Below are 18,092 nucleotides of genomic sequence, written 5' to 3' on the forward strand. Positions count from 1 at the left end.
GCCCGGGCACCGGTCCGCCACCGGTGCCCTCCCGGGCCGATCCCTGCTGCCGCGGAGCACGTCCATGCACGTAACGCACCACGCGCCGCGCACCGGCGCGGCGCACGTCACCCTGCTCACCGAAGGCACGTACCCGCACAGCCACGGCGGGGTCAGCGTCTGGTGCGACCAGCTCGTCAGCGGCATGCCCGACATCGACTTCGAGGTGATCGCGGTGACGGGAACGGGTCGTGAACCCCTCGTCTGGCAGATCCCGCCGCACGTGGCCGAGCCCGTGTCGGTCCCCATGTGGGGGCCGACGCCCACCGGTTCCGCCCCGGGCGGCCGCCGCGGGCGACGGCTGATCGGAGCGTACGAGCGTTTCCTCACCGCCCTGCTCGACCCCGCCCAGGAGGACCTTTTCGGTCCGGCGCTCCACGAGCTGGCGCACGCCGCCCGCGACGGGCTGCTCACCCCGGCGCTGCGGACCGACCGTGCCGTGGCCGTGCTGACCGGGGTGTGGAACCGCCCGGGCCTGACGGTCCGGGAGTCCCGCCCCACCCTGCACGACGCCGTCACGGCGACGAACCTGCTGGAACACGCCCTGCGTCCGCTGGCGGCGGACCCGCCGCGGCACGGCGTGGCCCACGCCGTCAGCGGGGGCATCGCCGCGCTGCCCGGCCTCGCCGCCAACGCACTGCACGGCGTGCCACTGCTGCTGACGGAGCACGGGGTGTACCTGCGCGAGCGGTACATCGGCTACCGCGGCGGCGCCTACCGCTGGCCGGTGAAGGCGGTGATGCTGGGCTTCTTCCGGCTGCTGGCCGGCGAGACCTACCGGCGCGCCGCTCTGATCACGCCCGGCAACCGCTACAACCGGCTGTGGGAGGAGCAGGGCGGCGCCGATCCCGCCCTGATCCGTACCGTCTACAACGGCGTCGATCCGGCCGCGTTCCCGGCCGCCGGGCCGGAACCGGAGCGGCCCACCCTGAGCTGGGCCGGCCGGGTCGACCCGATCAAGGACCTGGAGACGCTGATCCGTGCCTTCGCGCTGGTGCGCGAGGGCATACCCGGGGCCGCGCTCCGGCTGTTCGGCGGGACGCCCCGGGGCGGCGAGGCCTACCGGGAGCGGTGCGAGGAGCTGGCGCGGTCCCTGGGCCTGGGCGACGGCGTGACCTTCGAGGGGCGGGTGGACGACATCCGGGACGCCTACGCCGCGGGCAACGTGGTGATGCTGTCCAGCATCAGCGAGGGGTTCCCCTTCACGCTCATCGAGGCCATGTCGTGCGGGCGGGCCACCGTCTCGACCGATGTGGGCGGGGTCCGCGAGGCGGTGGGGACCGCGGGGCTCGTCGTCCCCCCGCGCGATCCGCGGGCGATGGCCGACGCGGCGCTGGAGCTGCTGACCGACGCCCCGCGCCGGGCGGAGATGGGCGAGGCGGCACGGCTGCGGGTGATCGAGCAGTTCACGCTGCGCCAGACCGTGGAGACCTTCCGCTCGATCTACCTGGAGCTCTCCTCGCCCACCGCCGGCACGGGCGCCGTCCCCCGCGCGGACCGCGAGCGGCTCACGGCGCACGGGAGCGTGGCCGGATGAGCGGGCGGCCCGTTCCCGAGCCGGACAGCGACACGGTCTCGCTGCGCCTGGCGGGGCCCGTCGACGAACTGGCCGCCGAGCTGGCCGACCGGACGGCCCCCGCGGTGCACCCCTACGAGGTGGCCGCGCTCCTCGAATCGGAGGGGCTGACGGGTGAACAGATCCGCGCCCGCTACGGGCACCCCGACATCTTCTCGCTCGCCGAGGAGCTCTACCGGCGGGTGCCCCGGGCCTTCCCCGAGCCTCCCCCGGCGACGGACCCCTGGGCGCCCGACCACGTGCGCTGCGCCCTGCGCGGTGTGGTGTTCGCGCTGCCCGGGCTCGCCTACCCGCTCACCGCGCCGCTGTGGCGGGGCGCGGGCGCGGTGTCCGCCCTGGTCGTCGCGGGTCTGCTGTCGTGGGCCTGGGGCCAGGCGCTGAGTCACCGGACCTATGTGCGGCTGGCCGCCGGGCGCCGGGAGGCGGGGCTCACCCTGCGGGCCGGTGCCCCGGTGGGCGCGGCCCTCCCCGTGCTGGCCGCGCTGCTGATGGTGGGGCCGGGGCCGGCGGTCCTGTTCGCGGTGGGCCAGTCCGTGTACCTCGCGGCGGCGGGCGTGCTGCTGGTGCTGGGCCGGGAGCGGCTGCTGGCGGCGGCGCTGTCGCCGCTCGTCGCCGGCGGGGCGCTGCTGCTGTACGGGGAGCCGGGTACGGGCCCGCGGATCGGGCTGCCCCTGCTCACCCTGGTGGCGTCGACCGCCCTGGCCGCGCACGCCGTGCGGGACGCGCTCCGGTCGGCCGCGGTGCCGGGGCCGGCCCGGACCGGGTACCTGGCGTCCCTGCCGTACGGGCTGTTCGGGCTGGCCGCCGGGGCGCTCGTGCTGTCCGAGGGAGCCCGCCACCCGTACGCGGTGATCGCGCTGACGGTCAGCATGGGGCCCGCCGAGTGGCTGCTGTACCGGTTCCGGGGCCTGTCGGTGGCGGCGCTGCGGGCGTCGGCCACGCCCCGGGGGTTCCGGCTGCGGTCGGCGCGCACCCTGACGGTCTGTCTGGTGACGTATATGGCGCTGCTCGTACCGGCGGCGTTGCTGACCGGGGCGCCCGTGGGGGAGCTGGCCGCGCTGGGGGCGACCCTGTGGACGGCCCTGCTGTTGCAGGCCTTCGGTGTCGGGCTGTCCCCGGCGGTCGTGTGTCTCGGGGCGGCGGCGCCCGTGACGGTGGCGGCGGTCACCGGTTCGCCCCCGTGGCCATGGCTGCTGACCGCCTGTTGTTCCGTCGCCGCCGTCGCCCTGGCGGGCCTCGCCCTGTACGCGCTGGGCCGCCCCTCGGCCCACGCCTGAGGCCGCTCCGCGCACCGCCGCACCACGCACGCACCGCGACCGCCGGCGCACGAGCGCCGGCCGCACACCGCACACCGCACACCGGACGAAAGGACGACCACGTGACCTCCGCACCGCTCGCCGCCGTGACCGGGGCCGACGGCTTCATCGGCTCCCACCTGACCGAGGCGCTGGTGGCCTCGGGCCACCGGGTCCGCGCCATGGCGCAGTACAACTCCTTCTCGTCGTACGGCTGGCTGGAGGTGCTGCCGCGCGACGTGCTCGACCAGGTCGAGATCGTCCTGGGGGACGTACGCGACCCCGGCTCGGTGCGCGCCCTGGCCGAAGGGGCGGACGCGGTCTACCACCTGGCCGCGCTCATCGCCATCCCGTACTCCTACCGGGCGCCGCACAGCTACGTCGACACCAATGTCACCGGCACCCTCAACGTGCTGGAGGCGGTGCGCGTCCTGGGCACGCCCCGGCTGGTGCACACCTCCACGAGCGAGACCTACGGCACCGCCCGGACCGTGCCGATCACCGAGGACCACCCCATCAACACCCAGTCCCCCTACGCCGCTTCCAAGGCGGGCGGCGACCGGCTCGCGGACAGCTACCACGCGAGCTTCGACACCCCGGTGGTCACCCTGCGTCCGTTCAACACCTACGGCCCCCGCCAGTCCATGCGTGCCGTGCTCCCGACCGTCATCGGTCAGGTCGCGGCCGGGTCGCGCACGATCACCCTCGGCGACCTGCGGCCGACCCGCGACTTCTGCTACGTCGCCGACACGGCCCGGGCGTTCCTCGCCGTGGGCACCGCCCCGGCCGACCGTGTGGTGGGACGGACCTTCAACGCCGGTACCGGGCAGGAGATCTCGGTCGGTGACCTCGTCCGGCTCGTCGGCAAGGTGATGGGCGCCGACCTGGACGTCCAGGAGGACGCGCAGCGCATCCGGCCCGCCGCCTCGGAGGTCATGCGGCTGGTCGCCGACGCCACCCGGCTGCGGGAGGCGACGGGCTGGGAACCGGCCCACGACCTGGAGCAGGGCCTCGCGCGGACCGTCGAGTTCTTCCGCGACCCGGCGCACCTCGCCCGCTACAAGACGGACATCTACAACATCTGACCCAATGGGCCCATGGAGAGGGAGGTATCCCATGCACGTCGTGATACTCGCCGGGGGCAAAGGCGTCCGGCTGCGGCCGTACACCACGGCGCTGCCCAAGCCGCTGGTTCCCATCGGGGACCGGCACGCGATCCTGGAGATCGTGCTGCGGCAACTGGCGTCGGCCGGCTTCACGAGCTGCACCCTGGCCATCGGCCACCTCGGGCAGATCATCCGGGCCTACGTCGGCAGCGGCTCGCGCTGGGGCATGGAGGTCGACTACTCCACCGAGGAGAGCCCGCTGGGCACCATCGGGCCGCTGCTGACCATGCGGGACCGGCTGCCCGAGTCGTTCCTGGTGATGAACGGGGACGTCCTGACCGACCTCGACTACGCCGATCTGCTGCACCGGCACCGCGCCGGGGGTGCTCCGCTGACCATCGCCACCTACTCCCGGCAGGTGAACATCGACTTCGGGGTGCTGACCACCGACGCGGGCAAGGTGGTGGGCTTCCGGGAGAAGCCCAGCCTCGACTACCGCGTCTCCATGGGGGTGTACGGGTTGTCGCGCTCCACGCTGGACAGTTACACCCCGGGACTGCCGCTCGGTTTCGACGAGCTGATCCTGGACCTGCTGAAGACACCGACTCCCCCGGCGGCGTACGAGTTCGACGGCTACTGGCTCGACATCGGGCGCCCGGACGACTACGACCGCGCCAACGCGGAGTTCACCACCCACCAGTCGCTGCTGCTGAAGGGAGCCTGAGCACCTCATGCGCATCCTCGTCCTGGGTTCGACCGGGTATCTGGGGGCCCACGTCACCGAGCGGCTGCGTGCCGTGGAGGGGGTACGGCCGCTCCTGGGCGGCCGGTCCCCCGGCTCGGACCTCGTGGTGGACCTCGCGACCGTCCGGACCGGTCCGCTCGCCGAGGCGCTCGCCGCGCTCGCTCCCGACGCGGTGGTGAACTGCGCGGGCGCCGTGGGCGGCGACCCCGTGACACTGGCGGAGGTCAACGCCCGGGGGCCCGCCGTGCTGTGCGCCGCGCTGCGGGAGGCCGTGCCGGGTGCCCGGCTGGTCCACCTGGGCTCGGCCGCCGAGTACGGCCCCGGCCGGCCCGGTGAGCCGGTCACCGAGGACGCGCCGACCCGGCCGGTGGCCCCCTACGGTGCCACCAAGCTCGCCGGCACGGTCGCCGTCACCTCCTCGGGGCTGGACGCCGTCGTCCTCCGGGTGGGCAACCCGGTCGGCCCGGGCGCCCCGGCCGCGGGGCTGCCGGGCGGGCTGGCGCGGCGGCTGCTGCGGGCGGGCGGGGACGCGGAGGCGGTGGTCCGGCTCGGCGACCTCTCCGGGTACCGCGACTTCGTGGACGTACGGGACGTCGCCCGCGCGGTGGAGCTGGCGGTGACCCGGCCGGGACCGGTGCCGCCGGTGCTGAACGTCGGCGGCGGGCGGGCGGTTCCGGTGCGGGACCTGGTCCACGGGCTGGTCCGGACGGCCGGTTTCCCGGGCCGTGTCGAGGAGGCCGGCGACGGGTCGGCCCGCTCGGCCGCGGTGGCGTGGCAGTGCTCGGACGTCTCGGCGGCGCGCTGGGCGCTCGGCTGGTCGCCCCGCTTCGGCCTGGACGACTCGGTGGCCGCGCTCTGGGCGGACCTGGCCGGTCCGCGGCCGCCCGCGCGACCGGAGGCGCCGACCGGTGCGGTGCCGGAGTCCGGCAGGGGCACGGTGCGGTGACCGGGTCCGGCGGACGGGGGGCGCGGTGGACGGCGCTGCTCGCGGTGGTGCTGCTGGTGGTCGCCGGGTGCACGGCACCGGCCGGACCCCGGCCCCCGGCGGGGCGCTGGGTGCCGCGCCCGGGCACGGCCTGGCAGTGGCAGCTCGACGGGCGGGTCGATCCGCGGGCCGACGTCCCCGTGTACGACATCGACGGGTTCGAGAACACCGCCGGGGACGTGGCGCGGCTGCACCGCGACGGGCGCCGCGTCATCTGTTACCTCAACGCCGGCGCGTGGGAGGACTTCCGGCCCGACAAGGACGACTTCCCCGCGTCCGTACGGGGCAGGCCCAACGGCTGGAGCGGTGAGCGCTGGCTCGACGTCCGGCGCCTGGACGTGCTGCGGCCGCTGATGGAGCGGCGGCTCGACATGTGCCGGCGCAAGGGCTTCGACGCGGTGGAGCCGGACCTGATGGACGGGTACCTCCATGACACCGGGTTCCCGCTGCGGGCGGCCCACCAGCTCGCGTACAACCGCATGATCGCCGACGCGGCGCACCGGCGGGGCCTGTCGGTGGGGCTGAAGAACGACCTGCCGCAGATCCCGGAGCTGGTGGGCCGGTTCGACTTCGCGGTCAACGAGCAGTGCGCCGAGTTCGACGAGTGCGCGCGGCTGGTGCCGTTCGTCCGGGCGGGCAAGGCGGTGTTCCACGTCGAGTACGCGCTGGCGCCGGGCGACTTCTGCGCCGAGACGCGCCGGCTCGGCCTGTCGTCGATGCGCAAGCGGCTGCGGCTCGACCCCTGGCGCCAGGCCTGCTGACGGGGACGGCACCGGGGCGGGCGGGGGGCGGTGGCGCGGCCGCCCCCCCGTACCGCCCGGGCGGGTCAGCCGGCGCCGACCAGCTCGGGGTGGTGGCGGCGGGCGACCTCCGGGTGGGCCCGGACCCAGCCCTTGAGCTCGTTGCGCCCGTACTCGGCGTGCAGCGGGTTGGTGTGGTCGTGCGCGATGCCCGGTGCCCGGCTCAGGTAGGCGCCGGGGACGGTGTCGATGACCGCGTCGAGGCGGGGGTTGTAGAAGAACGGCACCGAGAAGCGCTCCACCGCGCCCGGGGGGCTGACGACACGGTGGTCGGTCGCCGCGAGGTAGCCGTTGGTCGCGATCTCCAGCAGCTCGCCGAGGTTGACCACGAACGCGCCGGGCAGCGGCGGCACTTCGAGGAACGTGTCGCCGGAGCGGACCTGGAGCCCGCCCACGTCGTCCTGGAGCAGCAGGGTGAGGAAGCCGTAGTCCTTGTGCGCGCCCACCCCCTGGCCGCTGCCGGAGGGGGCCGACCCGGGGTAGCGGATCAGCTTGGTGTGCAGGTGGGGCCGGTCGGCGAACGCCTCGTCGAAGAAGTCGGCCGGCGCTCCGACGGACACGAGCAGTTCCCGCAGCAGCCGGTGGGCCACCGCCGCCAGCCGCTCCTGCCAGTCGAGCACCACCGAGCGCAGCTCCGGCAAGGCGGCCGGCCACTGGTTGGGGCCTTCCAGCCACAGGTACGCGGGGTCGTCGGGGCCCACCGCGGGCGCGGGCCGTTCGGCGCCGACGTCGAGCTGGTCGCGCCAGTCGGAGCGGCCGCCGGTGAGCTCGTGCCCGATCCGGGTGTAGCCGCGGAAGTGCGGCGAGCGCAGGTTGCTGACGGCCAGCCGGTCGGCTTCCGGCAGTGCGAAGAACTCCCTGGTGAGGCGCAATATCCGGTCGGTCTCCGCGGAGCTGATGCCGTGCCCGGTCAGGTGGAGGAAGCCGACGTGGTGCGCGGCGTCGTGCAGTTCCTTGTGGAACGCCGCCCGGGTCTCGGGGTCGTCGGCCAAGGACAGATCGATGACGGGCAGGGAGCCCGGGAATGCTGGTGGCATGGACGGCATGATGGCCTTCCGTTTCTGCGGTGACGAGGCCCTGCTCCCGGAGATGGCGGGATCGCGGGGGTACGCAGGGCCGGTCGGCAGGGGTGTGCCGAGGGGCCGCGTGTCCGCGACAGGACCGGTGGGGACGGTGAGGAAGAGGTCAGTCCTGCGGCAGACAGCTCATGGTCGTGACGCGCACGTAGTCCACGTGCCGGCGCATCACGAGAAGAGTCACCCGGTGAGCTTAACCCGGGCCGGGGCGGCCGGCCCGGAGATCTTGGCCACACCGGGCGGCGGTGCCCCCCGCCCACGGCGCCGGGCCCGCCGCCCGCCCGGGCCCGGCGGCGCTCGGCCGTGGCCCGGAGGCGCTCGGCCGTGGCCCGGTGACGCTCGCCCCCCGTGCCCGTGGGCCGTGTCCGGATCCGGACGGGTCCCGGGATGCGCGGCCGGAGGGCAGGGCCGATGATCGGCCGGGAGGGGCCGAACCGGTCGGCCCGGCTCTCACGTCCTTGCGAGGCCGCCATGGCGTCCCACCACCATGCCGGTGCCGGGCACCCCGGCGCGGCCGACGCGGCCGGGACCGCGCGACTGTTGCGCGAGGCGGCCCTGGAGGTGTCGCGCGGTGCGCGGGAGATCCGGGACGTCGCCGCGCGGACCGGGGCGGTGCTGGGCTCGTCCCGGTTCACCCGGTCGAGCCTCCGGCACCCGCGGACCGGGATGGCCGCCCAGTGGGCGCTCGTCCGGGCGCTGACCAGCGAGGCGGGGCTCGGCTTCGCGCTGGGCGCCGGGGACGGGGTGCTCAGGCGGGTGGGCCAGGCCGGCGAGGTCTGCGGCCGGGAGAGCCTCGCGAACCGGGTGGCGGTGACGTCGCTGCGGCTGCGTGCCGCCGCGGTGCTGGCGGAGCACCCGGAGCTGGGGCGGGACCCGGGCGTACGGCGCCTGATGGACGCCGTGACGGGCGACCGGGACGTGGAGGCGCTGCGCGCGCTGCGGGCCCTGCTGAAGGACAAGGGCGCCGAGCGGGCGATGTCCACGGTGGCGCCGCTGTTCGCGGAGCTGTCGGCGATCCGGGCGCTGCTGGACGAGAACCCGCTCAACGACGAGGTGGGCTGGCAGATCGCGACCGGTGAGGCGCTGCACGCCGATCCGTGGTTCGGGATCTCGGCGCGCCACCTGGCGGCCTTCGACGCGGGTGAGGGGGCCGCCGTCGCGGTGGACCTGGCCGAGGACGGGCGGCGGTCGCTCGCCGGCGAGGGCTCCCTCATGGGGTTCCTGCGCAACATCGACCTGCTGGGGACGGACGGGCGCATCCTGATCCAGGACGTGCGGGGGCCCGACGGCGTGGTGCGGCACGTCCTCCAGGCGCCCGGGATGGCTCCCGGCAAGCCGCGCAACGACTCGCCCCAGGACTTCGTCGGCGCGTGGAGCAACCTGTTCGACCCGGAGTCCCCGTACACCCGCGGCATCCTGCTGGCGATCGAGGAGTACGGGCTGCCCGCCGGCGCGGACCTGGCGCTCGTCGGCCACAGCGAGGGCGGCATCGCCCTGATGAACCTGGCGCAGAACGGCGCTTTCTGCCGCCGCTTCCGGGTGACGCACGTGGTGGCCGTGGGGTCGCCGATCGACAACAAGAGGCCCGCCGACGCCCGCACCTGGGTGGCGAGCGTCACCAACCAGCACGACCTGGTGCCCACCCTGGACGGCAGGGGCGCGGGCTCCGGGGCGGTGTTCACCCCGCACCCCGACTGGTACGAGGTGGACTACACCGACCCCAGTCACGACTTCCCGCTCTGCCACTCGCTCGGCACGTACATGGGGAACCTGGAGACGGACCTGGACGAGGCCCGGCGGGACATCGACGAGGCGCTGGCGCCGTACCGGGGGCCGGTGCTGCGCTCCCAGGTGTACCAGCTCAAGGACCGGGCGAACCCGCCGCAGGGGTACCCCCTGATGGCGGTGCCGGTGAGCACGGTGGACACCTCCGCGGGCCCGGCCGAGGTGCCGGTGCGCTACTACGACTCGACGGCCGTGGTGGCGGTGTTCGCCGTGGACCCGGACCGGGCTGCCTGTCTGCTGTCCGGGACCTCGTGGATGAGCCCGAGCCGGTTCGGACGGCGCGTCCTGGTGGCGCTGTCCGCGTACGAGCACCGCTGCGCGAGCCTCGGTCCGTACCGCGAACTGAGCCTGGCCGTGCTGGTGAACGACCTGTGGCGGCCCCGCGCCCATGACGTGCTGCGCGAGCTGCTGCGCCGGGCGGACGCCCGCCGCACCGGGCGCCAGGTGACCGCGCTGGCCGTGACGTCCGAGGAGGCGGCGGCGGTGAGCCGGGAGGTGTGGGGCCAGCCGGCCGGGACGGCCTTCGTGGACGTGCGGCTGGCGGGCAACCGGCTGCACGCGGTGCTGGCCGGGTCGGGCCCCGGGCCGGACGGCGAGGCGCCCCCGCCGCTCCTCGCGCTGAGCGGCGACCTCGGCCCGTACCTGCCGGCCCCGCACGTGGACTCGGTGCTGTACGGGCGTACGGCCGACGCCACCCTGCGCTCGATGGTGCACTGCGCGGGACGCCAGCGGTTCCACGCCGCGCCCCGGCTGCGGTTGCGCTGCGCGCCGGGGCCCGGGGCGGCGGAGCAGCCGCTGGTGCGGCAGGCCCGGGCGCTGGGGCTGGACGGGGCGCGGCCGCTGTGCGTGCTGAGCACGCCGGAGTACCAGGCCCGCCGGGGGGCCGGGGCACCCCTGCCCCGCTGAGCTGCGGGCAGGACGACGCCAGGAGAGGGAGGTACCCGGATGACCGTGGACCCGGCAGGCGGGGACGGCGGCACGGCCGCCCACGAGGCGCGGCTGCGGGCCGACGCCGAGGTGCTCACCGGTACGGCACGCCGGCTGCTGGAGCGGGCGGCGGCGCTGGAGGGGCGGCCCGGGGTGCCCGACTGGTGCGTGCCCACGCTGCGCCGGCAGGCGGAGTGCTGCCGGGCGGCCGCGGCGGACCTGGCGGAGGCGGCGGCCGTCCTCGGCAGGCACGCGGCCCGGGCCGTGGACGGAAGCCCGGCGGTGGCCGGCCGCGTGCCCTGACGGATCTGCCGGTCCCGGCGCGAGCTTGCGGGACCCGCAACCGAAAGCGCACAGGTTCGCAGATTCTCACGCTTGAGAGCAGCGGAACCTGCACGCGGTCAGCTTCTAGGGGCCGACAACGCGCGGGGTCGAGAGCTGCGCATGTGTCGCCGCGTCAAGCAGACCGCGTGGCCAGCTACGGCTCGCGGGGCGGGCGTGGAATCAAGTCCGCCGCCTGCGTTCCCATGAAGTGGCCGAGCGCCCGGTATGCGTCGAACTGAGTGTGGTCGAACCACTGGTCCATCGTGGAAATGCGCGGGAACGCCTCTTCCTCCACGGCGTAGCTCAGCAGCTCGTAGGGCATGTCTGAGGTGAGGTTGGCCTTGGCGAAGATGATTGTGCCCTTGTCGTCGGGCGGCTTCCCCTCGGAGAACGGAAGCCGTTCGGGGTAGGTGATCGTTCCGCGTACCGCGCACCGCTTGGAGAACCTGGCGTTGAGTGCCTTCATGGGCTCCTCGGGTCCCCGGGGTGTGCCGCTGCCCGGCACCAGGTCCAGCGGGTCGAGGTCGTCCGGGCCGTCGAACGTGATCCGTACGCCGAGCTCCTCGTACGCCAGGGTGACGGCCTGGGCCAGTGTGGTGGCCAGTGGCGGGTCGTCCCCGCTGGCGTCGATCACGAAGACCGTCCGACAGCGTAGCCGGAGTAGCTCGACCAGCCCCAGGTTGTCGAAGTGACCGCCGTCGGTGCACAGCAGCAGGGGGGTGGTGTCGGAGTATCGGTTGACCAGTTCCTGGAGCTGGTATCGCAGCCGCCGTACCCAGGGCAGCCGGGGCAGCCTGTGGTCGGGGCCTTGCGCAACCAGCTCCGCGAGGTAGAGCGGATTGGGGATCCAGGTGCCCAGCCGCAGGTTCGTCAGCGCTAGGAGCCGCTCCATGAACGTGGTCTGGGTGCCCATCGCGGAGGCGAACGCGGCCCCTGAGGCGGCCACGGCGGACTGCACGGTCAGGTCCCGGGCGATCAGCGGCGGAGCGGTCTTCTCCATGGTGTCGGTGCGCACCCAGCCGGTGTCGGGGCCGCCCACGTAGTCGGCGGCGAAGGTGAAGGGCACCGCCGGGCGGCCGGGTGCGGTCCGGTTGCGGGTGGACACGGCCGCCGAGGCCACGAACAGCACCTGCGGGAAGGTCTCTTTCTCCTTCTCCACCCGGGCCGCGTACCGGCTGAGCGGGGTGCCCTCGGCAAAGTAGTCGTATGGGAGCACGCCGACCGAACCGTCCCGGAGCACTGCCCGCCGCAGGGAGAAGGCCCCGGCCAGCCGCCGCCGGTAGAAGGGGTGCAGGCTGAACACGGTCTGGTCGATGCTCACCGCCAGCACGACCAGCACCACCGGCACTCCCGCCTGCAAGGCCCAGTGCCACCGGCCCGAGTGGACCACGGTCCAGGACATCAGCGCGAGGCCGAAAAACGCCACCAGCAGCAGGACCAGCCAGCAGACCACGGCACGGATCCAGCCGCGGGAGCCCACGCTGGCCAGCAACGTCTTACCGCCGCTGCGCAGCGGCGCCTTCTCCCCGGTGGGCAGCACCTTCTTCACACCGCGGTAGGCGGTAACGAACAGGGTGCCGAGCGCGGTCGCCGCGGCGGTGACCGCGCCCAACAGCCCCAGCGCCCGTCCGCCGTTCCCCGGCACCCACTGCCAGCCAGCCAGGTGAAGAACCAGATCACCGCCGGCAGCACGATCACGTAGATGGACACCGCCGCCGCCAGCCCGACCACCGCCGTGACCGTGCTGCGCTGCCAGGGCCGGCGGGACTTCACATCGCGCAACTGTGATCGGCCGGAGGCGTGCCAGGGCCGGCGGAACATCAAGCCGTAGACCTGCCACAGTGCGAACACCACCGAGAGCACCCCGGCGAGCCCGAGCAGGGCGAGGACCGATACCCAGGCATGCGGGTACAGCTTCAGGGCTGGGAACACCAGCTGCTCGCGGAAGCAGGCGGGTTCGACTGGCACGCGGCAGGTCGGGGTGAACTTCGGGGCCCGCCAGATGAACCGCCTCAGGTCGGTGAGCGGCAGGTGCGTATAGAAGAGGTGGAGGTACTGGCCGAGCGCGGCGAAGGCCAGGGTCAGCAGGCCGAAAGACAGGGCCAGACCGCGCAGCACGGTGCCGGCGGCCACCAGGTATTCCTTGGGACTGTCCGCCAGGTACTTGGCGTGCCGGCGGACGTGGTCTTCCTCTGGGCTGCCAGCCGCGAACGCATCCGCGAGGGTGGCCAGATGCTCTTGCGGCCGAATCGGGTTGCCGTCCTGGCCGGTGGGCTGTGGGGTGAGGGCGAGTTGCAGTGCGCCAGCCGTATAGCCGCCGCCGGACACCGCCACCAGATACCGGGACTGCAGCAGGTGTCGACGCAGGGCTTGGAGCGCGCCCATGGTGACGGCGGCGGAGCGGATTCCGCCGCCAGAAACGCAGAAGCCCGACTCGGCCGGCTTCCGTCCGGGCAGTCGGTAGGCACGGGTGCGCCAGCGGGCCAGGACACTGTCGCCCGACTGTGTACCGCTGTTTCCCGTCGGAGGCTCGCTGTCTTTCGCGACGCCCGGATTTGTGCTCCTCTCCCCGGTCTGCGGTGTGCTGTCCGTCGGTTTCGCGGCGTCCGGCTCCGTGCCGCTGTCCCCCTTCGGCGGCGGGGCGGTCCATTTGCCGCGCGGTACCCAGTCGTGCGGGGCCAGCGGCGGAACGATTACATCGGGCCTGTCTTCGCCGCTCGCCGTGTCAGCGGCGACGTCGTAGGTGTATGAGATCTCCGGTTTGGTCCGGCCCGTCTTTCCGCTGATGACCTTCTGCGGTGGGCGGAGGCCTCTGGCCAGCAGGAGCCCCAGGACCCAAAAGGCCGTGACGGCCAGCGGGACTGCAAGAGTCCACTTCAGCAGGGCGAAGCAGGCGGCCGCCGCGAGTGGCAGATCGGGATATGTGTCGTTCTTGATTCGGCCGAGGGCCTCGGCGAGGAACAGGTTCTCGCCGGCCGCGTCGGCCAGTGCCATGACCCCGGTCAGCACGAGGCCGCGCAGCGCCCACAGCCGAGCGGAGTCGCGGTAGAGGAGGAGGCGGCCCAGGCTGAAGGCCCCGGCGAGGAGCAGGGTGTACCCGGGGATTAACATCACCCAGTCCTGCCAGATGCCCTCCAGGAACAGTGGCGCCTCCTGCTTGGTGAGGACCTCCCGGGCCCTCGCACCGTTCCCGGCGAGCTGCAGGCCCACCTCCCCGGCCTTCGGCCGGTTCCACCAGAGCGGGTGGCACAAATAGACCAGTGCCCACCCCAGCCCCAGAGCGGCCGCCGTGGCGCACAGTCCTACCTGCAGCTTCGAAACATCAGGCAGCTGCTGCGTGTACCGCGTCGGCTCCGTCGTCCCACTTGGCATCCATGCACGGTAGTGAGACGCGCACAGTATGTCAGTGGACGCGCGGGGGCTTTCGCGATTGCCACGACATCGTCCAATCGGTCGCCCTAATCCTTGAACTTTAGACATTGACACGCCGTTGAAGCGACGCCCGGTAGCCCGTCCTTGCTAGCCGCCGCTGCCCGGAGAGGCAGCGATGGGTAGCACCGCGCGCGGGACGGGGAGAGCCTGCCGGCCGAAGCGTTCGTGCTGACGGCTGCGGCCGCTACGGTGATCGCATGGAACACTCCGCAGCCCGGAGCGGGCTCGTCGCTGTCCACGTCGCCGTCCGTAACCCCGCCGAGTTCCCGGAGCCCGATCCGGACGCAGCTGAATACGCGCGGGAGCTGTGGGCAGCCGCTCAGAAGTACGAGGGCATCAATTGGGACAAGGCGGGTGCCCAACCGCGGTGGCTCGGGATGGACACCAGCACCTGTGTCGCGGCCATCAACCCGAGCTGCTTCCACGGGCGGGGCGCGGACGAGTTCACACGGTTCCTCGACGGAGCAGCTTCACGCGGCGAGACGGCCTTGATCATCGCCACGATAGGCAGCAAGACCGGCGAGCCACAGCTCTCGGTCTTCGGTGGGGATGTTGCCAGCGTGTACTTGTGCGGCTTCGCTGGTTCGATCGTCGGCAAGCGGCTCGGAACGGGTTCCGAGATCACGCTGGCGCCGGGCCTTGATCCGGTTGATCAGGATCTCGCGCTCCGGATCCGCAACAGTTCAGGTGACGGCCCGTGGTGGGCCATGCAGGCTCAGCCAGTGACGGCGGAGGCGCCGTCAGGAACCACCGTCCACCGGCCGGAGGGTGAGCTTGTCCCGATCTTGGTGGACACCCTCAGTGAACCGGTCGTGGCCCGTTGGATGCCCAACGACGGCAAGCAGATCTGGTACATCGTCCCGGACGGGATCAACTGGGACACCCTGGTTAGTTGGCTCGTCCAGCAGGCCCTGCCCGCGCACGTCCCGGGCGCGCTTCGCCGGGTCCGTTCGCCCCACAGCGTCAATCCCGACCTGGAGACGAAGGCCGAGTCATCGGCGCGCCTCGCGCTGGAAGAGCTGAGACGCCACTACGCCGCTGAGAAGGCCCGCCTGGAAGCCGAGCAGAAACGAGCGAAGGAGGCGGCCCAGCCGGTACGACACGGGCTGCTGTTCGGCACCGGCAGTGAGCTGGTCGACGCCGTCGCAGTTGTGCTGCGCGCGGCCGGCTTCGACGTCACCGACCTGGACGCGGAGCTGGGCACGAAGTCCGCGGACTTGCTTGCGATCTTGGGCGAGGAGACATGCCTGGTAGAGGTGAAGTCTGAAGGCGGCCAAGCGAAGGAAGCTCTGGTGGCCGACCTGGAGCGCCATCTGGGCACCTGGCCGAAGCTGCGTCCTGACCAGCCGGTCACTCGCGGAGTTCTGGTCGTCAACCATCAGCACAGGCTCGACCCGGCGCAGCGCACGCGGGAGGTGTACGGGCGCCGTGAGTTCGTAGCCACGCTCCGGCACCCAGTCATTCCCGCCATCGGCCTCTTCGGATGGTGGCTGACCGAGGACTGGGAAGCTGTGCGTGCTGCCGTCCTTGGACAGCAGCATGGCACGGAGCCGAGCGGGCCCGCGCCAGCGAAGCCTGAAACACCGGCCGCGCCGCGGCGCGGCTTCTGGACCCGCCTGGGTCGGCGGAGCGACGCAGGCGGGACCTGACGACACAATCAGCACAGGGCTACGGGGCGGTGCTGCACCCTGCCCGTCAAAGCATGGAACACCGGCTCCTCGAGCTCCAGGTCGACACCGCCATGCGTGCGGCCGGTCATGAGGCAGAGCCTGAAGTCCGCGGCCCGGGCGGACGCCGGCGCGCCGACGTGCTGCTGCACCCGGGCGAGGGTGGGAGGCTCAGCTGTCCTCACACCGTCGATGACGCCCGCCGCTGCACTGGCGCCCTCGGCGCCGATTCCGTCGGCATCTCACCACGTTCAAGCCGTGGCGTGTGGCTGGTGGCTGTGGCCGCTGGGGTCCGTGGCGCGGTCGGCTTCATCCTGAAGAAGCCAGGACAGCAGCGAGGCAACAGTCCGTCCGGCCTCGGCCGGATGCCCCGCTCATGGGGGCGACACCCAGCCCACCGCTAGCTGACGGCGGTCGGTTGCTTGGTGAAGCGGTGCCACCAGTGCCGGCGGCGGGGATGGACAGCGCGGCCCAGGCGGCGACCGATCAGCAGGTAGCCGAGGAGGGCGCCCGTCGTGTTGAGCAGGACATCGTCGACGTCGAATGCACGCCCGGCGATAAGTGCGCCCTGGATCAACTCGACCAGCGTCATCACCAGCGCGGTGACCGCTATGACGCGAACGAGTCCCCGGGCGCGGGGCACCAGCACTGGCAGTAGCAGACCGAACGGCATGCCCAGCACAACGTTGCCGCCAAGTTGTCTGACGGTGTCACGGAAGGCCGACTGCGCGAGATAGTCGCGGATGGAGTCACCCGGCCGCAGGTTGGTGTGCGTCAACGGTGCGGAAGCGGCCGAGGACTCCAGCGTCAGCCGGGCCAGTAGCACTGCGAAGATCACAGTCCCGGCGAGAGCCAGCAGCATGGCCACCGCGCGCCCGCGCTTGGAGAGAGGCGGTTTGCCGGGGAGGTTTTGTCTTTCTGGTTCCTTCGCGGTCTTGTCGTGCAGGACTGTCCGTGCCATCACGAGCCCCCAGTCAGGGTTGGTCTGCTTGCACCGTCCGATAACCCGCTCGGAGGGGGCTACTCGGTGTGCGGCGGGTTCACACAGGGTCCGTACGGCCGAACAGCCCCGCGTGGCCTGGCGGAAGTTGGGTGAGGATGCGGCGCAGCAGTGCGTCGTCGGCCACCTCTGCGACCGTGGCGAGCACCGCGGTGACAGCGCGGCGAGCTTGCGCGACATCGACGTCACTGCGTGCGGCGACCGCCTCGACGAAACCCGGAGGAGTCAGGGGTTCACTGGCCGGGGCGATGTCGGTGAGCAGCGGGCCACACTGCCGGGGCAGCAGAGCGGCCAGGTCCGTGCGGTCATCACCCACCAGATGCGCGCCCAGCACCTCCAGCACACTCTGTACCGCTCCGGCCGCCTCCTGGCGGACCGCGTAACCTCCGCGCTCCTGGACCCGATCAAGCAGCACTTCCACGGACGCGTTCATAAACGCTCCCTCCTTCGCTGTCTCCACCGCAGCACCACCGGACAGGTGGCGGATACGCAGGGTGACCGTCCAGCTACCCGGCATCCTGGGCGGCAATCCTGCACCAGCTCGCGTCGGAGCAGTGGGTTCCTTCGAGTGGGTGAGGCCTGCGCGTCGTGATGGAGCCTTCCTGGGGCAAGCGGGCCTCGGCTGCGCTTGGTGTGCGGAATATGGTGGAGACGGCTCCGAAGCCGTTGCCTCCGCGCGCTCGTCGCCAGTCCTCCCGGTCAGCCCCATCGCGAGGACTGCTGCCCGAACTCCCGACGTTGCTCCGCACGTCGGCCGGGCTCGCAGTGCACCGTGTGCTCCAGGACGGATCAGAACTGGCGACTGGCTGGGCGGACGGCGCCGAGCAGCGGCGCCAGGTAGTGCGACAGCCCTCCAGGCACTCGAAGCACTCCTGATCGCTATCGCACTGCGCGGAAAGTGATCCAGAACCGCAAACGATCGTCGCTGCTTACCGATCCTTGCGGAGCATCACCGGCATTACCACCACGGCGGACTCAGGTGTCAGGCCATCGTCCCGGCAGGACTACGGGCGGCGTCAAGGATGTCGGTGAGCGGCAGCCTCAGCGCCGTAGCGATCTCGGCCAATTCCAGTTCGGTGGGAGGAACAGGGCCCTGTGCGCCATCTTGGGCGAACGCCCTGATACGCGGAGTGCGAATACCGGTCCGGTCCGCAAGAGCTTGCGCGGTCAGGTGACGGCGGCGCATGGTTACTCGCAGAAGTTCTCCAAGGTCGGCCATGTATCCCGCCTGCCCCGGCCGACCGCCGTCATACGGGAACCAACCCTTTCGGAGTAGCGGGGCCCCGCCCGGCCGGCGGTTGACCCCCGGCCGCCGGCCGCCACGGGGCGCCGTGT

General features: G+C 72.7%; 16 protein-coding genes. 9 read left to right on the plus strand and 7 right to left on the minus strand.

Features of this window, described 5'->3' with window-relative positions; genetic code table 11:
* Positions 1-64 precede the first annotated feature (64 nt).
* The 6 genes from pelF (at position 65) to ACZ7LK_RS13395 (ending at position 6,507) form a co-directional block, all read left to right on the plus strand.
* Positions 65-1,576, plus strand: coding sequence for a GT4 family glycosyltransferase PelF (gene pelF, locus ACZ7LK_RS13370; protein ID WP_471140372.1), 1,512 nt, complete (start codon positions 65-67; stop codon positions 1,574-1,576).
* The gene (locus ACZ7LK_RS13375; protein WP_471140375.1) at positions 1,573-2,892 is read left to right on the plus strand and encodes a hypothetical protein; all 1,320 of its coding nucleotides are present in this window, start codon (positions 1,573-1,575) and stop codon (positions 2,890-2,892) included. The genes pelF and ACZ7LK_RS13375 overlap by 4 nt, the downstream gene beginning before the upstream one ends.
* A gap of 101 nt (positions 2,893-2,993) precedes the next feature.
* Positions 2,994-3,995 (plus strand): GDP-mannose 4,6-dehydratase, encoded by a 1,002-nt coding sequence (locus ACZ7LK_RS13380; RefSeq protein WP_469465133.1) that lies wholly within the window; start codon positions 2,994-2,996, stop codon positions 3,993-3,995.
* Between the two features lie 31 nt (positions 3,996-4,026).
* Positions 4,027-4,740, plus strand: coding sequence for a nucleotidyltransferase family protein (locus ACZ7LK_RS13385; RefSeq protein ID WP_392272750.1), 714 nt, complete (start codon positions 4,027-4,029; stop codon positions 4,738-4,740).
* Positions 4,741-4,747: 7 nt separating this feature from the next.
* On the plus strand, positions 4,748-5,707 hold the full coding sequence (locus tag ACZ7LK_RS13390) for an NAD-dependent epimerase/dehydratase family protein (protein WP_471140379.1): 960 nt from the start codon (positions 4,748-4,750) through the stop codon (positions 5,705-5,707).
* Positions 5,704-6,507 carry an endo alpha-1,4 polygalactosaminidase gene (locus tag ACZ7LK_RS13395; protein WP_469465131.1) on the plus strand — a complete coding sequence of 268 codons (804 nt, stop codon included), beginning with the start codon at positions 5,704-5,706 and terminating at the stop codon, positions 6,505-6,507. Before ACZ7LK_RS13390 ends, ACZ7LK_RS13395 begins: the two co-directional genes overlap by 4 nt.
* A 65-nt stretch (positions 6,508-6,572) precedes the next feature.
* Here ACZ7LK_RS13395 and ACZ7LK_RS13400 read toward each other — a convergent pair whose 3' ends face one another.
* Entirely contained in the window at positions 6,573-7,583 is a 1,011-nt protein-coding gene (locus ACZ7LK_RS13400; protein WP_469465130.1) for an isopenicillin N synthase family dioxygenase, read from the minus strand.
* Between the two features lie 510 nt (positions 7,584-8,093).
* Between ACZ7LK_RS13400 and ACZ7LK_RS13405 the strand changes: the two genes are divergently transcribed.
* Positions 8,094-10,313: an alpha/beta hydrolase family protein gene (locus ACZ7LK_RS13405; RefSeq protein WP_471140382.1), complete on the plus strand. Its 2,220-nt coding sequence runs from the start codon at positions 8,094-8,096 to the stop codon at positions 10,311-10,313.
* Between the two features lie 39 nt (positions 10,314-10,352).
* Positions 10,353-10,637, plus strand: a complete 285-nt coding sequence (locus ACZ7LK_RS13410) for a hypothetical protein (RefSeq protein ID WP_392272745.1) — start codon at positions 10,353-10,355, stop codon at positions 10,635-10,637.
* Positions 10,638-10,812: 175 nt separating this feature from the next.
* On the opposite strand, the gene ACZ7LK_RS13415 is transcribed toward ACZ7LK_RS13410, so the two are convergent.
* Positions 10,813-12,270 (minus strand): hypothetical protein, encoded by a 1,458-nt coding sequence (locus tag ACZ7LK_RS13415; protein WP_471140385.1) that lies wholly within the window; start codon positions 12,268-12,270, stop codon positions 10,813-10,815.
* Positions 12,204-14,030, minus strand: coding sequence for a patatin-like phospholipase family protein (locus tag ACZ7LK_RS13420; RefSeq protein ID WP_471140388.1), 1,827 nt, complete (start codon positions 14,028-14,030; stop codon positions 12,204-12,206). The genes ACZ7LK_RS13415 and ACZ7LK_RS13420 overlap by 67 nt, the downstream gene beginning before the upstream one ends.
* Before the next feature lie 257 nt (positions 14,031-14,287).
* Between ACZ7LK_RS13420 and ACZ7LK_RS13425 the strand changes: the two genes are divergently transcribed.
* On the plus strand, positions 14,288-15,739 hold the full coding sequence (locus ACZ7LK_RS13425) for a hypothetical protein (RefSeq protein WP_471140391.1): 1,452 nt from the start codon (positions 14,288-14,290) through the stop codon (positions 15,737-15,739).
* An 8-nt stretch (positions 15,740-15,747) separates the two neighbouring features.
* On the opposite strand, the gene ACZ7LK_RS13430 is transcribed toward ACZ7LK_RS13425, so the two are convergent.
* From ACZ7LK_RS13430 to ACZ7LK_RS13445, 4 genes are all read right to left on the minus strand, one after another.
* A complete protein-coding gene (locus ACZ7LK_RS13430) occupies positions 15,748-15,909 on the minus strand; it encodes a hypothetical protein (protein WP_471140394.1) in 162 nt (53 codons plus the stop codon).
* A gap of 248 nt (positions 15,910-16,157) precedes the next feature.
* Positions 16,158-16,718 (minus strand): VanZ family protein, encoded by a 561-nt coding sequence (locus tag ACZ7LK_RS13435; protein ID WP_471140396.1) that lies wholly within the window; start codon positions 16,716-16,718, stop codon positions 16,158-16,160.
* Between the two features lie 79 nt (positions 16,719-16,797).
* The gene (locus tag ACZ7LK_RS13440) at positions 16,798-17,190 is read right to left on the minus strand and encodes a DUF2267 domain-containing protein (protein ID WP_469465126.1); all 393 of its coding nucleotides are present in this window, start codon (positions 17,188-17,190) and stop codon (positions 16,798-16,800) included.
* A gap of 549 nt (positions 17,191-17,739) precedes the next feature.
* Positions 17,740-17,976: an XRE family transcriptional regulator gene (locus ACZ7LK_RS13445; RefSeq protein ID WP_471140399.1), complete on the minus strand. Its 237-nt coding sequence runs from the start codon at positions 17,974-17,976 to the stop codon at positions 17,740-17,742.
* Positions 17,977-18,092 lie beyond the last annotated feature (116 nt).

This window comes from Streptomyces sp. NPDC039423 (assembly GCF_055598725.1).

Bases quoted from the DNA above. Each gene is read 5' to 3' on its own strand.
- pelF (WP_471140372.1), top strand. From the start codon at position 65: ATGCACGTAACGCACCACGCGCCGCGCACCGGCGCGGCGCACGTCACC.
- ACZ7LK_RS13375 (WP_471140375.1), top strand. From the start codon at position 1,573: ATGAGCGGGCGGCCCGTTCCCGAGCCGGACAGCGACACGGTCTCGCTG.
- ACZ7LK_RS13385 (WP_392272750.1), top strand. From the start codon at position 4,027: ATGCACGTCGTGATACTCGCCGGGGGCAAAGGCGTCCGGCTGCGGCCG.
- ACZ7LK_RS13390 (WP_471140379.1), top strand. From the start codon at position 4,748: ATGCGCATCCTCGTCCTGGGTTCGACCGGGTATCTGGGGGCCCACGTC.
- ACZ7LK_RS13400 (WP_469465130.1), bottom strand. From the start codon at position 7,583: ATGCCACCAGCATTCCCGGGCTCCCTGCCCGTCATCGATCTGTCCTTG.
- ACZ7LK_RS13405 (WP_471140382.1), top strand. From the start codon at position 8,094: ATGGCGTCCCACCACCATGCCGGTGCCGGGCACCCCGGCGCGGCCGAC.
- ACZ7LK_RS13410 (WP_392272745.1), top strand. From the start codon at position 10,353: ATGACCGTGGACCCGGCAGGCGGGGACGGCGGCACGGCCGCCCACGAG.
- ACZ7LK_RS13420 (WP_471140388.1), bottom strand. From the start codon at position 14,030: ATGCCAAGTGGGACGACGGAGCCGACGCGGTACACGCAGCAGCTGCCT.
- ACZ7LK_RS13425 (WP_471140391.1), top strand. From the start codon at position 14,288: ATGGAACACTCCGCAGCCCGGAGCGGGCTCGTCGCTGTCCACGTCGCC.
- ACZ7LK_RS13435 (WP_471140396.1), bottom strand. From the start codon at position 16,718: ATGGCACGGACAGTCCTGCACGACAAGACCGCGAAGGAACCAGAAAGA.
- ACZ7LK_RS13440 (WP_469465126.1), bottom strand. From the start codon at position 17,190: ATGAACGCGTCCGTGGAAGTGCTGCTTGATCGGGTCCAGGAGCGCGGA.
- ACZ7LK_RS13445 (WP_471140399.1), bottom strand. From the start codon at position 17,976: ATGGCCGACCTTGGAGAACTTCTGCGAGTAACCATGCGCCGCCGTCAC.